Here is a 13923-nt window from a genome sequence, read left to right on the forward strand (position 1 = left end):
ACAGAATACTGTCCTCACTGTTATACTCCGCTGGTGGGAACTATCGGAGTATAACGTGGCTAAATACGAAGTTTTAGCTCACCAACTTAAAGAGCAGATTGAGCGCGGCGTGTGGGTAGAAAATGAAAAGCTCCCATCGCTTCGCAAACAGGCAGCACAAACAGGCTTCAGCCTAATGACAGTGCTGCACGCCTATCAGATGTTAGAAAGCCAAGGCATAGTAAGCTCCCAAGAACGTTCGGGCTTTCTGGTAACAGCTAAAGCGAGCAATGCCTCAAAAGAACGTGTACAGGCCACAGAAGCCGTCAGCATTAACGACTTTGTATATGAAGTGCTGCAGGCCTCTCGCGACCCTCACATGTTCAGTTTAGGATTTGCGTACCCCGACCCAAGCCTTTATCCAAGGCAACATTTAAATAAGTCTATTGCAGCTGCCGCCCAGCAAATTTCCTTGACCAGCGCCATGGATAATTTGCCTCCAGGTAACCTGGACCTTAGAAAAATCATCGCTAAGCGCTATGCCGCCAAAGGCGTGAATATATCGCCTGATGAAATCATTATTACCGCTGGTGCGCTAGAGGCGCTGAACTTGAGTTTGCAGGCATGCACCACACCAGGAGACTGGGTGGTTGTCGAGTCGCCGGTGTTTTACGGAACGCTGCAGGCGCTTCAACGTTTAGGTCTAAAAGCGATTACTGTAACGGTATCACCCAACACTGGATTGGACGTAGCTGCACTTGAGCGCGCATTTAAAAATCATAATGTGAAAGCCTGCTGGCTTATGAGCAACTTTCAAAATCCTGTTGGATACTCATTGAGTGACGTTCAAAAACAGCAGGTGGCCGCGTTGCTGGATAAGTATAATGTTGCCCTTATTGAAGATGATGTGTATGCCGAGCTTTATGCTGATAAGCGTCCACCTCTGCCAATTAAGCATTTTATGAAAGAGGGAGATAGCATGTTGTGTTCATCGTTCTCCAAGTCTTTAGTGGCAGGGTACAGAATAGGGTGGGTCGCCGCAGGTAAGCGTGCCCTTGAAATACAAAAACAGCAGCTTATGAGTACATTGGCAACCAGTGCGCCGATACAGCTTGCGCTTGTAGACTATTTATCCACAAAAAATTACGAGTCTCATTTAAAGCAGCTGCGAAAAAAACTCATCGCTCGTAAGAAGACGATAACGGCGCTGCTTACCGACCTTCTATCAGACGTTGCGACTATTCATACACATAGCGGCGGCTATTTTTTGTGGGTGGAATGCCGGGGGCATGTTGATGCAATGGCTATTTATAAAGAAGCGTTGCGTTTACACATCACCATTGCGCCAGGAAAACTGTTTAGCTTAACCAATGAGTTTAACCATTGTTTTCGTTTAAATGCATCGTTTGCTCTGAATGAAGCGAAGCGCAATCAACTGCTTAAGCTTTCGCTATTTATAAAAAGTCTTTCATAAATAACGCGTTATCACTCTGTGTAACGCAAACCGTAGTTTTTGCACATTATGTATAGGGTGCAGGTTTGAAATAAGAAAAACATCCACCTTAAAAATCTGCGACTTCAAAGCCTACGCCTTAAATATCTACGCCTTAAAAACTATTGTAACTGATCTATAAAGAAAGCCCTAATCTGTTTCTATTTTAACGGCCTTAAATCCCTACCATTAGCGCAAAATTTTCGGAGAAAGCTAATGACGGCAGTTAAAATTCGGCAAGAAGACATCATTGCTTGTACACCCGTAGAAAGCAAAAAAATCTATATCCGTGAGGAAACTGGGCACTTTCAAAAAATACGTCGATACTTGAATGTAGTATTAGTGACGCTGTTTGTTGCGCTCCCCTTTATTCAATACCAAGGACAGCAGGCGATTTTGTTTGATGTGGGGCGTCAAACCCTCACGCTTTTTGCATGGGTGTTGTATCCACAAGACCTCATGATTTTTGCCTTTCTGTTTATTCTTGCGGCTTTTGTTTTGTTTTTAGTCACCCGTCATTACGGGCGAGTATGGTGTGGCTTTACATGCCCTCAAACCGTATGGACTCTCGCTTTCAATTGGGTAGAGCGCCGTATTGAAGGTACGCACAATCAAAGCAAGGCTTTAGATAAGCAGCCTAGCTCACTAACAAAAGTAGTCGTAAAGGGGGCAAAACACAGTGCATGGTTGGCATTAAGCCTTATTACTGCGCTGGTTTTTATGTCTTACTTCTATCCGGCATCTCGTCTATATACGGAGTTTTTCACTTTCTCTGCGCCTGCGTTAATTTCAGGCTGGACTATGTTCTTTGCCGTTTGCACTTATGCCAATGCCGGTTGGCTTCGAGAGAAAATGTGCACGCACATGTGCCCCTATTCTCGCTTTCAAGCTGCGATGTTTGATAACAGTACGTCATTGGTTACTTACAACGAAACCAGAGGAGAAAGCCGCGGACCAAGGAAGCGTTTTTCACAGCACAAAGACTTGGGCGATTGTGTGGATTGTAATTTATGCGTTCAAGTCTGCCCAGCAGGCATCGATATTCGTGAAGGAATTCAGTACGAGTGCATTAACTGTGGCCTGTGTATTGACGCATGCGACAAGGTCATGGCCAAATTTGGCTATCCACTCAAACTTATCAATTTTTCGCGAGCCGGCAGAAATTCGGGGCGTAAATTCACTAACTATCTTTACGGCGCCGCAATCATTGCCATACTGCTCGCAATGGGCGAGTGGGCTATCGACAGGCAGGACTTCGAGGCTTCAATTAGCCGTGACCGCAACGCGCTTTACAGAGAGAACAACGCGGGACACATTGAAAACACTTATACGTTAACCGTTTTAAATAAATCCCGCGTGGCCAAAACCTATGAAATTGCTATAGAAACGCCATCAGATATGCAGCTTATTAACGTACCGACTATAAACGTAGCACCAGGCGAAAAGCGAAATGTGCCATTTTCAGTTGAAGCATTGTCGCCAATGGCTAATACCATGCAATCTGTTAGCTTTGTTATTATCGATAAATCTACCAACAGTGTGATTGGCAATGAAGTGATGTTCTATTCAGGGAATAACAGGCAAATGTAGATGAAACTTACTCTACTACTTCCACTTGGTAGCGCCCGGTCACAATGTTGCGCTCTGTATCTTCGGATACTTGCCCGAAAGGAATGAGTGCCGGACCCGTAGGATCATAGAGCACGTAAACGTCGCCATCGTGCTCTATGGTTCGGTCATCTGCCATGGGGGTTAATGCAATTCCAAGCAAGGCATGGTTGGGCAGGTAAAGCACAATCATCTTTGTAGTAGGTAAAAAAGCTCTTACCATTGAAGACGCTAACACTGCTTTACTGTCACAGTCCCCTAGGTTCTGCATAAGCACACTTATGGGCGGCGCATACCCAGAGCCATTACTCACTACTCTATCTTCTAACGTGTCGTAAGGGATGCTTTGCAGCCAACTGAGAATTAAAGAAAAATAGGCTCTAGAATCTGACTCAGACGCGACTTTCTCGTAAAACGCTTGAGAAACGGACACCAAAGGTTTTACTGACTCAGAGATGTAACGCAGGTGATCTGGCTTTATGGCACTTTGGTTAAATATGGTCGTAAAGCGCGTGAAGTAATGTTCATGCAAGTAGCTATCGTAAGCGTTTTGCTGTACGTCACGTAAATGCGCTTGAACGTCTTCTATTTTCTCTTCGTCAGTCCCCGACACTTTAATATTAATGGCTTCTCTCATGGGCTTGATTGTTACTTTTGCGTCTTTGGGGTCGATAGCCTTTGCTGCTTTGGTCAACGCAACAGTCACGTGTCGCTGTGCTATTTTTGGCTTGTAATTAGTTTGCCTTAGCGGCAAGTCTTCAATTGACTCAAAGGGAATTTCAAACCTAAGGTTATGTCGCTGCTTCGCACCGTCAATCCATTCGTAATAGAACTGCATGCCGGTATCAGTCTTTTTTCTTTTGAACTCGAGTTGTTCAGAGAGCGCATGCTGAACATGGAAAACCACAAGGATCGTAGCAAGACCAAGGTATCTCGTTACCTTGCTAATAAAGCGCCAAATGTTCTTTTTTTTCGAGGAAGTATGAAGCTTCATTGTTATCGTTGGGGTAACTCAATAATTGATCACTCATTTTGTGAGTATGCGCGTGAAAATGAAAAAAACAAGGCAAAGGCTATTTTGAAGCCTTTGCCTTGGGTCGTGCCAGCCCATTACCCTAGCAAAGGGCAGTGGCCGTTAATAATGCATTGAGAGACCTTGGGATTGTGCTACTTGATTCAAAAACTGTCGATTAGTGGGTAAACCACTGAGTTGTTGCTGAATACTTTGTACATGTTTTGCGTAGGCCTGCCGCTGTTCAGGGGTGTGTAAATTAGCTTGATAGACATCATTGTACTGCGACCTGAATCCCATGCCGTATAGAACAAACAAATAGCTGGCCGCGGGGAACAATTCCTCACGAAGTTCAAAATCAGATGAAATAGGACTGCGGCTTTTCCACAGGGTTAACCAATCTTGCAACTGGGTGGAACAGCTCTCTTGGTTCCGCATATCACGCCAGTACGCAGAAGCTTCACGTTCACTCAACACATAATGAAGCTTTAGGAAGTCGACTATTCTTTCCCACTTTTTTTCGAAAGCCTGATTAAACTGTCGACCAGCCGCTTGGCATTCTTTATATGTTCTAGGCAGTTGTTTTGCTATGTGGGTGGCAGATAATTCAATCATGACAAGCGCCGACGCTTCCAAAGGTTCTAGGAAGCCAGCAGATGTGCCGATGGCGACACAATTCTCTACCCAAAGCGTTTTACGGTAGCCCGGTGAGAATGTGATCTTTCTCGCTTTGCTAACATCCACATCAGCGGTTTTCTTGTCGTGCTTTAAGTAGGTCTCCAGTGTTGCTCTTGCTTCATCTTCACTACAATGCGCCGAGCTATACACGTATCCCACACCTTTTCTCGAAGGCAAACCAATGTCCCAAATCCAGCCACTGTCTTGAGCTGTTGAGTGTGTGGTAGAGGCAATATCAACTGAGCTGTCAACGTAGGGAGCTTGGATTGCGATAGCACTGTCGTTGGCCAGTACGTTGGAGCAAGATGTTAAGGGGACACCATAGTGCTGACCAATTAACCTTGCCGCAAAGCCTGTACAATCTATGAATAGATCACCAGTAATATTACCGTGTTCACGACCCACTATTGCAGCAATAGGTTCTGAAGATGAGCCAACCACATCATCCACATGATCCACAATATGTTGAACACCTAAAACCGTTGTCGCGTGCTTTTGAAGTAGGGCTGCAAACTTGTTTGCGTCAAGGTGATAACCATAGTTTGCAATGCCAGCATACGCAGGCGTTTGACGCTGCTTGGGTGCGAGGTGATGGTCGCATAACGCGGCCTGGGAACATACAGCATGTGCAAAATCTTGCTCTGCTGCGTAGCTTTGCCACCATGCCGCAACGTCGCTTTCAAAGTACCTAAATGGTAGGCTGAAAGGGTGGTAGTACTGATGTTCAACGTTGTCTGAGCGCCAATTGTGAAAACTGGTACCTTGCTTAAAAGACGCATTGCACTGGGCTAAAAAGGTTTCTTCACTGATACCAATTTTAAGAAGCGTACTGCGCATAGTAGGCCACGTCCCTTCGCCTACACCCAATATACTGACATCTGGTGACTCAACTAAAGTGACACTAATATTGTCATCGTGCTTGTGCGTTACAGCGATGATTGAAGCGGTTAACCAGCCAGCGGCACCACCACCTACAACAACAATACGACGAAGGGGGCTATTCGCTTGATGCATATTTTTCCCAAAGCCTACTTTATGAAAACAAAATGTTAACGATTTGGTTTTTCTTAAATGTATATTAAATGGGGCTTAAATGTAAGTGGAAACGTTTACATAATTAGTCGGTAGTCAGGAAATAGCGCAATTAACTACGAGTACAGGCAGCATTGTTTACTGCCAATAATACACAGGGAAATTATTGGGGCAGATGTTGGTAGTCGGTTGGGAAATTGCGGCAGAGCAATGTTGAAGAGGAGGTAAGTAGAAGCCGACGTTCATAAACGGAAAGGCTGGTACAGAGCCCCTTTATTTACACAAAGGGGCAGGAAGGGATTATTGGTACCAGTTTAGCTCGTCACGTAAACTAACAACTGAACCGACGATAATAAGTGTAGGAGGCTGTAATTGCGCCTCTTCTTGCTTAGCCACAATATTACTCAGCGTGCCTGTTAGTACCGCCTGCTTTTCGGTAGTCGCCGATTGAACTAAAGCGATAGGCGTATTGGCATCAAGACCGTGTTCAATGAGCTTTTCGCAGATAATCGGCAAGCCTGTCAAACCCATATAAAACACAGCGGTTTGATTCTTCTGTGCAAGGGCAGGCCAGTTGAGGTCGATAGTGCCATTTTTTAGGTGACCAGTGGCGAATACCACAGACTGGGCGTGATCGCGATGAGTAAGTGGAATGCCAGCATAGCTAGACGCCCCGCTTGCGGCGGTAATGCCGGGAACTACCTGAAAGTCGATGCCGTGCTGAATAAGTGTTTGAATTTCTTCTCCACCACGTCCAAATATGAATGGGTCGCCGCCTTTTAAACGTACCACACGATTGCCTTTTTTAGCTTCATCAACCATTAGTTGGTTAATGTCGTCTTGAGGAAGCGTGTGATTGCTTTTGGCCTTACCCACGTAGATTTTCTCAGCGTCACGGCGTACAAGCTCAAGAATTTGCGGCGATACTAAGCGATCATAGACTACCACGTCGGCCTTTTGCATTAAGCGCAAGGCGCGAAAGGTAAGAAGATCGGGGTCGCCAGGACCTGCTCCTACCAAATACACTTGCCCTTCTACTTTTTTGTCCTGAGCCGCGGCTTGCAGTGCTAATTCGAATGCATCATCGGCTTTGCTGTCTTGGCCCTTTTCAACCATTTCAGCAATGTCACCATCGAGCACGTCTTCCCAAAAGTATCGACGAGCGGTAACGCCATTAAGCGTTTGTTTTACTTTTTCGCGGAATTTTTCAGAAAATGCGCCAAGTCGACTTAAGTTAGCAGGCAGTACAGTCTCTAACTTTTGACGTAAATAACGAAGCAAAACAGGCGCTACACCACCACTACTCATAGCAATAACGATAGGAGAGCGGTCAACAATAGAGGGGGTGATGAATTGGCAAAGCGGCGTATTGTCCACCACGTTCACCAACACTTTGTTCGCGCGCGCTAAGTCGTGAATATGTTGATTAACATCGCCTTTATCTGTGGCAATGAAGACCATATCTTTATGGGTGAGATCACTATTTTCAAACTCGCGTTCAATAAGTGTCACTTTCTCATTTTGCGCCAATTGCTTCACCGTATCGCAAACCCAAGGCGCCACCACGGTGATGGTCGCAGGTGTCTTCATAATAAGCTCTAGCTTACGGGCAGCTACTTCACCAGCCCCAACAATTAGAACATTGAGTTTTCTGGCGTCTAGGAATAACGGAAAGTAATCCATAAAGGTTTTCTTAGCTTCAAATACAAAAAAAGAACTGACACTATTTTGCGCCAATTCTTTTTAATTAGAAAACAACGAAAACAGCCTTTATATTGCTATTAGTTATATAAAGGCTGAATGTATTGCTATTTAGTTCTTACGCTTACGGTTTTCGCGATCTCCGCGATTAGGGCGGTCTTCACGATTGCCGCGAGGCGCTCTGTCACCACGGTTACCACGATCGCCACGACCTTTAGCCGGCGGTGTATCTGACCATTCGCGAATATTCAAACGCTGACCAGCAACACGGGTGCCCTGTAGAGTATCGCGCGTTTCCTTAGGCATACCTTCAGGAAGGTCTACCGTGCTGAAGTTGTCATAAATTTCGATAGCGCCAATGTGCTTCGAATTTATGTTTGCTTCATTAGCAATAGCGCCAACGATATTTCCAGGCTTCGCACCATGTACGTGACCTACTTCAATGCGGAAGCGCTGCATGCCTTCTTCAGGCTTGCGGTTTCCACGAGGAACTCTTGGCTTTCTCTCACGACCATCACGGTCACGAGAGTTTCTCTCGCGGCTGTCGCGCTGAGGCTTGCTGTTAATATCTGGACGATCTGATTCTTTAAGTATTAACGGTTCGTCGCCTTGCGCAATTTTAAGCAGTGCCGCCATCAATACTTCAGGGGACGCTTCGTTTTCTTCTTTAATCATCTCAACAATAGGCATTAGTGATTCAATGCTATCGTCTTGGGTTGCTTCGGCAACTGATTGTTTGAAGCGGCTTAAACGTGTTTCATTAATTTCGCTAATTGAAGGAATTGGCATTGCTTCAATAGGCTGCTTGGTAGTTTTCTCGATAGAGAATAACAAGCGCTTTTCGCGATGAGAGATAAATAGGATCGCATCACCTTGACGACCAGCACGACCAGTACGGCCGATACGGTGTACGTAAGATTCGCTGTCGTACGGAATATCGTAGTTAATAACGTGGCTTACACGCTCAACGTCAAGACCACGGGCTACAACGTCGGTAGCGACAAGGATATCAATTTTACCCTGTTTAAGTTTTTCAACAGTGCGCTCACGAGCTGCCTGAGGAATATCACCGTTTAGTGGTTCTACGTCGTAACCACGAGCAGAGAGTTTATCTGCTAGTTCAACCGTAGCGGTTTTCGTACGTACGAATATGATCATACCGTCGAACACTTCCACTTCCATGATACGCGTTAGCGCTTCAAGCTTGTGGTGTGGTGCAATTTGGCAATAACGCTGGCGAATGGTGCTAGCTGTACTTACCTTAGACGCAATTTTAACGTGCTTAGGGTCTTTCAAGTATCGCTGAGTAATCTTCTTAATTGGGCCAGGCATAGTTGCCGAGAACAGTGCGGTTTGGCGCTCTTCTGGTGCGTGGCTAAGAATAAGTTCAACGTCATCGATAAAGCCCATACGAAGCATTTCGTCAGCTTCGTCTAGCACTAAGAACTTAAGTTCGCTTAAGTCTAGCGTTTTGCGCTTAATGTGGTCGATGATACGGCCTGGGGTACCTACAACAACCTGAACGCCGCGCTTAAGCTGGCGAATTTGGTTGTCGTACGACTGACCGCCGTATACTGGAAGTACTTTAATTTTTTGACTAAAGCTCGCATAAACCTGAAACGCCTCTGCAACCTGAATAGCTAGTTCACGGGTTGGGGCCAATACCAGTAATTGCGGCTTACGTTCTTCAGGATCGATATTTGCCAACATAGGTAGGGCAAACGCAGCGGTCTTTCCTGTCCCTGTCTGTGCCTGACCGAGTAAATCGTGACCTTCAAGTAGAAGAGGAATACTCTCAGCTTGAATAGGAGACGGTTTCTCGTAGCCAACTTTTTCAAGGGCTTGTAAGATAGGTTCTGGTAAATTGAGGTCTTTAAATGTCATGTCGACAGTTGTGGTCATTAAGGATCCTGGTGCATTAAGTAAGGAGGGTGCGGCATACGATTAAACCGTACTTTTTCGGTTTATTATCGCAAGACGCTATACAGCGATGAACTGGCCTTTCGGGCGAGTTTATGAAGCGTATTCGTAGCGTATTTCGCGATATGCTTGCCAGCAGTGTTGCAAAAAACCATATTATATTCGAATAATGGCAAGGTTGCCACGAAATTGCACAGTTTAGATGAAATAATAGACAGTACACCATGCGCTATTTTCAATGTGTAGCGATGTGACAATAAAAAGTTGAGGTAGGGCAAGGAATTACAATGACAAAAATGAAACCCAATACATTACTTAAAAGCACAACGTTAGCGGTGATGCTGACCAGCGCGCTTTTATCTGGATGTAGTGAAAAATCAATGGAAAGCCATTTAGCAGATGCAAGGAACTACGCCTCTTCTCAACAAATCGACGCCGCCATTGTTGAATATAAAAATGCCATTCAAAAAGCGCCCGATGCCGCAGCACCGCGCTTCGAACTTGGCAAGCTGTACTTGCAGGAAAGTAATTTTTCAGCTGCTGAAAAAGAACTCAACAAGGCAATGGAACTTGGGCATCCTGTTAGCCAAGTCATTCCTCTATTGTCGGTCGCTTACCAACAGTCAGGCGCAGAAAATGCGCTGGCCGAAGTAGATTATCGCGCAAAAGGGATGTCAGCAGTTGAATCAGCCGAGGTGGGTTTTTATAAGCTACAGGCTTTAATGCAGCTAGGTAAAAACGAAGAAGCGCAAACGCTACTGGCTGATTTATCAACCCTAGATACGAGCTCAGTCTACAAAGGCCTTATTGACAGTTATGCCTTTGTTTTAGACAACGACATGGATGGAGCGCTAGCCGCCACCGAGAAGCTGCGAGAACAAGCCCCCACCAATAAAGACGTGCTACAACAGCTAGCAAAAATTTATCTTCAAAAAGGTGAGCCGAGTAAAGCTGCCGAAGTCTACGGCGTGTATGTGAGTCAGTATCCTGACGACGTAACCAGCAAATTTGCCTATGCAGCGCTACTGATTGAAATAAGAGAGCTCGACAAAGCAGAACCTATTGTAGATGACTTGTTGACCTTAAATGAAAACCATCCGCTGCTTAATACCTTTAAAGGCATCATTGAGTCGGCCAACGAAAATTATGCTAAGGCCCTCGAACACTTGGAAATTGCCGTTCAAAATGGAAGAAGTGATCAGGTCGTGCGTTTGGTTGCGGGCTTCAGTGCATATCAAATTCAAGACTTTGAAGCGGCACAGCGTCACCTGACAATGGTGGCTTCTAGTCTTCCTGATAATCACCCTGGTCTTCGTATGCTGGCAGACAGCATGCTGCAGCTCGGTGAAAATGATGAAGCGCTTGAAGTATTAGCGAGGGTAGAAGGCGAGCAAGGTATTGATGCCGCACTATTCTCTAAGGCAAGTTATCAGCTTTTAAAAGACGGTAACGTGGTCGGTGCACAGCAAATGGTGGCAAAGTCTGAAGCGGTGAGTACCACAGCAGAAGATTTATCTCGTTTAGGTGTTTTGCAGTTGTCACTAAATGATATTGATGGCTTAGTTAATCTTGAACAAGCCGTAGAGCAGTCGCCAGAGTCTGTGACGTCACAAGCCACATTACTTCGCGCCTACATTGCTACTAGTCAGCTTGAAAAAGCAAAAAGTGCGGCGAAAGAGTGGCATGAACAGTCACCTGAAACTGCAGCTCCGCTTATTTACCTAGGGAACATTGCGACGGCAGAGGGAGCCTACCAAGAGGCCGCCCAATATCTAGATAAAGCCAGTGAGCTAGAAGGTGCAAAGAATGAGGTGTTTTACTCTCGCGCTAAATTACTGGTAGCCGAAGGTAAAAACGATAACGCGATTTCCTTTGTTCGCGCCTTTATTGATAAGAACCCCGCCGATGTACAGGCGCTAGCGCTTTGGTTTGCCCTCGCAACGGAAAAGGGGAACGCAAAGGACGTTATCAAGCATACTCAAACACAGTTCAACGCCAATAAAACAAATCTGAATTTAAGACTTCTTCTTGCAAGAATGTACTCGTTGAACAGTCAGCTTGATAAAACGGTTTCGCTTTTGTCAGATGTCGAAGGTAATGAAGCGTCGCCACAAGCGTTTTGGAACTTAAAGGGTCAAGCGCTTATCGCCACCAACAACGTAGAAGACGCGACAGCGTTTTTTGATCGTTGGCTATCGTTTTACCCGCAAGATAAAAATGCGGTATTGGGTAAGTTGTTGATTGTCGACTCTCAAAAGCAATTTAATCAGGGACTGACGTTAACCAATAAGGTGTTGGCTAAACGTCCAGATGCACAGTTAACCTTATTGAAAGCTTACTTCCACAGTCGACTTGGGCAGGCTAAACCTGCATGGGAAATCATTAATAGCACGGCCGATGATGTTAAGGCTCTGCCTTTCGTTAGAGGCGTAATAGCGCGCTTACATCTTATCGATAAAGCGCCTGAGCAAGCTGTAGAGCATGCCAAAGCCGCCTATGACGCTACGCCTAACTCAGATAACGCTTTGTTGTTGATTGCGGCGCTTGAGATGTCGGGTAAAAAAGCTCAGGCATTTACGTTTCTTGAAAAACACGTTCAGGCGCACAGTAACGACATTCCAAGTGCAATGCTGTTAGCAGAGCGTCAAATCGGCAAAGACAGAGCTGCAGCCATTAAAACCTATGAGCAGGTGCTAACTAAAACACCGGATAACTTTGTTGTCTTAAACAACTTAGCGTATTTGACGTTTGAAGACAAAAACCTTACCCGAGCAGAAGAGCTCGCTAAAAAGGCCGTATCACTGCAGCGTGAGAACGCAGACGCCGCGGACACGCTAGCGCAAATATACATTGCTAAAGGTGATAAAGCCGCAGCGCTTAAACTGTACGAGGAAGTCGCTGCACGTCCTATTGCGAACGACGACGTATATTTAAATTATGTGAGTGTATTACTTGAACTCGATAAAAAGGCGCTCGCCTCGCGCAAGCTGGCAAGCCGAGAGTTTAAGTCAGAGGCAGCCAAGCAAAGAGCGGAGTCACTTAAGCAGCAATACGGGCTTTAGACTCGCCCGGGCGTATCTTGCTTTAGCCTAAATCTAGGCATCACCATTTTTGAGAAACTAAAAAGGCCACATCACTGTGGCCTTTTTCAATTGCGCTATTCGGACAGAACGCACTTAGCTGGTTTTGTTTACCGTGCTATTTTGATTATTAGCGGCAAGCTGTGCCTTCAGCTCTCGTAGTTCTTTCATTACATCTTGAAGGGTTGGCTCTACGTTCCCTTGGGCAATTTGCTCTTCAAGTAAGGCGGCTTCTTTTTCTGCTCGTGCTTTTTCGTTTTCTCTTTCCATCACGTTCACCACGATACCAATCACCATGTTTAAAAACGCGAAGGCGGTGAAGAAAATAAAGGTAAGGTAGAAAATCCAGCTTAGCGAATAGACCTCTTGGGTCTCGTACATTACGTCAGTCCAATCTTCGAACGTCATAATTCTAAAGAGCGTCAGCATCGAGATAGTGATATCGCCCCACAGTACAGGGTTGATGGTTTCAAATAAGGTACTGCCCACAGCGGCATATATGTAGAAGATGATAAACATTAACAGCATTACGTACGCTAATTGAGGCAATGCTTTCACCAAAGATACTAACAGGATCCTAAGCTCGGGGATGATCGAGATCATACGCAGGACGCGGAATACTCGCACCAAACGAGCGATAAGTGCCAGCTCAGTGTCGTCTGCAGGAATGAGGCTGATGACCACAATCAGTGTGTCAAACCAGTTCCAGAAGCTTTTGAAAAAGTAGCGTTTACGTTTTTCAGCCAAAAATCGTATGGTGATCTCTGTCAGGAAGAATGCACTGATAAACCAATCTAAGAATAACGTGACGGATGACATGCCTGCTGGCAATTCATAGGTTTTGGCACCTACGAGAAGCGCTGAAATAACGATAACGCTAATTACAAAGGCTTCGAACCATTTATTGGCTCGAATGCGCTCAAATTTATTTTGAAGTTCAGAGGCTTGCATTTCTATTTATCACTCAAAGAAAAACCAAATAACCAAAGGGCTTGTGGTAAGCGCGATTGGCGGTATACTAAATAATCAGTAGTGCTGAATAAAGGCACTTATTGCTTACAAATGTAGGGGCACAACGGGCGTTTTAAACCTGTCTCGTCGCACGTTACCTAAACGTTTATCAAGCCGAATACACAGGCTTAAAAATAAAGGGCATAATCATGGATGATGAATTACGGTTGTTGCAAGAGAAATTGCATCGTGTAGCGGAACGCTTGTCTAACTTCGCGCCCACAAAGCAAAATGCAGAAGCCTTGCGTATGGAATATCGCCAACTGCTAAGCGCACTTAAGAAATATACACCTACATCGCCAACTTAATCATCATTAACATAGCCCTTTTTCGCGACTCAGCATCGCATTTCTTCAGGTGTCATATTATCTCAGGCATAAAAAAGGGCAGCACTGGCTACCCTTTCTTTC

General features: G+C 45.3%; 9 protein-coding genes. 4 read left to right on the forward strand and 5 right to left on the reverse strand.

Annotated features, from left to right (window positions below; translation table 11 throughout):
* The first annotated feature begins 55 nt into the window (after window positions 1-55).
* Both NO989_RS02110 and ccoG read left to right on the forward strand, forming a co-directional pair.
* Window positions 56-1453, forward strand: coding sequence for a PLP-dependent aminotransferase family protein (locus NO989_RS02110; protein WP_014975624.1), 1398 nt, complete (start codon window positions 56-58; stop codon window positions 1451-1453).
* 234 nt (window positions 1454-1687) lie between these two features.
* A complete protein-coding gene (ccoG, locus tag NO989_RS02115) occupies window positions 1688-3061 on the forward strand; it encodes a cytochrome c oxidase accessory protein CcoG (RefSeq protein ID WP_283628486.1) in 1374 nt (457 codons plus the stop codon).
* A 7-nt stretch (window positions 3062-3068) separates the two neighbouring features.
* On the opposite strand, the gene NO989_RS02120 is transcribed toward ccoG, so the two are convergent.
* The 4 genes from NO989_RS02120 to NO989_RS02135 form a co-directional block, all read right to left on the reverse strand.
* Window positions 3069-4073, reverse strand: coding sequence for a hypothetical protein (locus NO989_RS02120; RefSeq protein WP_283627160.1), 1005 nt, complete (start codon window positions 4071-4073; stop codon window positions 3069-3071).
* 141 nt (window positions 4074-4214) lie between these two features.
* Window positions 4215-5783 carry a tryptophan halogenase family protein gene (locus tag NO989_RS02125; RefSeq protein ID WP_371341982.1) on the reverse strand — a complete coding sequence of 523 codons (1569 nt, stop codon included), beginning with the start codon at window positions 5781-5783 and terminating at the stop codon, window positions 4215-4217.
* A 318-nt stretch (window positions 5784-6101) separates the two neighbouring features.
* On the reverse strand, window positions 6102-7484 hold the full coding sequence (gene cysG / locus NO989_RS02130) for a siroheme synthase CysG (protein ID WP_014975628.1): 1383 nt from the start codon (window positions 7482-7484) through the stop codon (window positions 6102-6104).
* 129 nt (window positions 7485-7613) lie between these two features.
* Complete coding sequence (locus NO989_RS02135; RefSeq protein ID WP_014948201.1) at window positions 7614-9404, reverse strand: DEAD/DEAH box helicase; 1791 nt, start codon at window positions 9402-9404, stop codon at window positions 7614-7616.
* A gap of 305 nt (window positions 9405-9709) precedes the next feature.
* Between NO989_RS02135 and prsT the strand changes: the two genes are divergently transcribed.
* Window positions 9710-12484 carry an XrtA/PEP-CTERM system TPR-repeat protein PrsT gene (gene prsT, locus NO989_RS02140; protein WP_371341983.1) on the forward strand — a complete coding sequence of 925 codons (2775 nt, stop codon included), beginning with the start codon at window positions 9710-9712 and terminating at the stop codon, window positions 12482-12484.
* A 114-nt stretch (window positions 12485-12598) separates the two neighbouring features.
* Here the strand turns inward: prsT and NO989_RS02145 are convergent, their stop codons facing one another.
* Window positions 12599-13453 (reverse strand): ion transporter, encoded by an 855-nt coding sequence (locus NO989_RS02145; protein ID WP_069943718.1) that lies wholly within the window; start codon window positions 13451-13453, stop codon window positions 12599-12601.
* A 209-nt stretch (window positions 13454-13662) separates the two neighbouring features.
* Here NO989_RS02145 and NO989_RS02150 point away from each other — a divergent pair, with 209 nt between their 5' ends.
* Window positions 13663-13821: a hypothetical protein gene (locus NO989_RS02150; protein WP_014997260.1), complete on the forward strand. Its 159-nt coding sequence runs from the start codon at window positions 13663-13665 to the stop codon at window positions 13819-13821.
* Window positions 13822-13923: the final 102 nt, after the last annotated feature.

Origin of the sequence: Alteromonas sp. DY56-G5, assembly GCF_041414725.1 — a bacterium.
Classification (GTDB): domain Bacteria; phylum Pseudomonadota; class Gammaproteobacteria; order Enterobacterales; family Alteromonadaceae; genus Alteromonas; species Alteromonas macleodii.

Excerpts from the sequence above, each read along its gene's own strand:
- ccoG (WP_283628486.1), top strand. The coding sequence starts at position 1,688 with ATGACGGCAGTTAAAATTCGGCAAGAAGACATCATTGCTTGTACACCC.
- NO989_RS02125 (WP_371341982.1), bottom strand. The coding sequence starts at position 5,783 with ATGCATCAAGCGAATAGCCCCCTTCGTCGTATTGTTGTTGTAGGTGGT.
- prsT (WP_371341983.1), top strand. The coding sequence starts at position 9,710 with ATGACAAAAATGAAACCCAATACATTACTTAAAAGCACAACGTTAGCG.
- NO989_RS02150 (WP_014997260.1), top strand. The coding sequence starts at position 13,663 with ATGGATGATGAATTACGGTTGTTGCAAGAGAAATTGCATCGTGTAGCG.
- cysG (WP_014975628.1), bottom strand. The coding sequence starts at position 7,484 with ATGGATTACTTTCCGTTATTCCTAGACGCCAGAAAACTCAATGTTCTA.
- NO989_RS02145 (WP_069943718.1), bottom strand. The coding sequence starts at position 13,453 with ATGCAAGCCTCTGAACTTCAAAATAAATTTGAGCGCATTCGAGCCAAT.
- NO989_RS02135 (WP_014948201.1), bottom strand. The coding sequence starts at position 9,404 with ATGACCACAACTGTCGACATGACATTTAAAGACCTCAATTTACCAGAA.
- NO989_RS02120 (WP_283627160.1), bottom strand. The coding sequence starts at position 4,073 with ATGAAGCTTCATACTTCCTCGAAAAAAAAGAACATTTGGCGCTTTATT.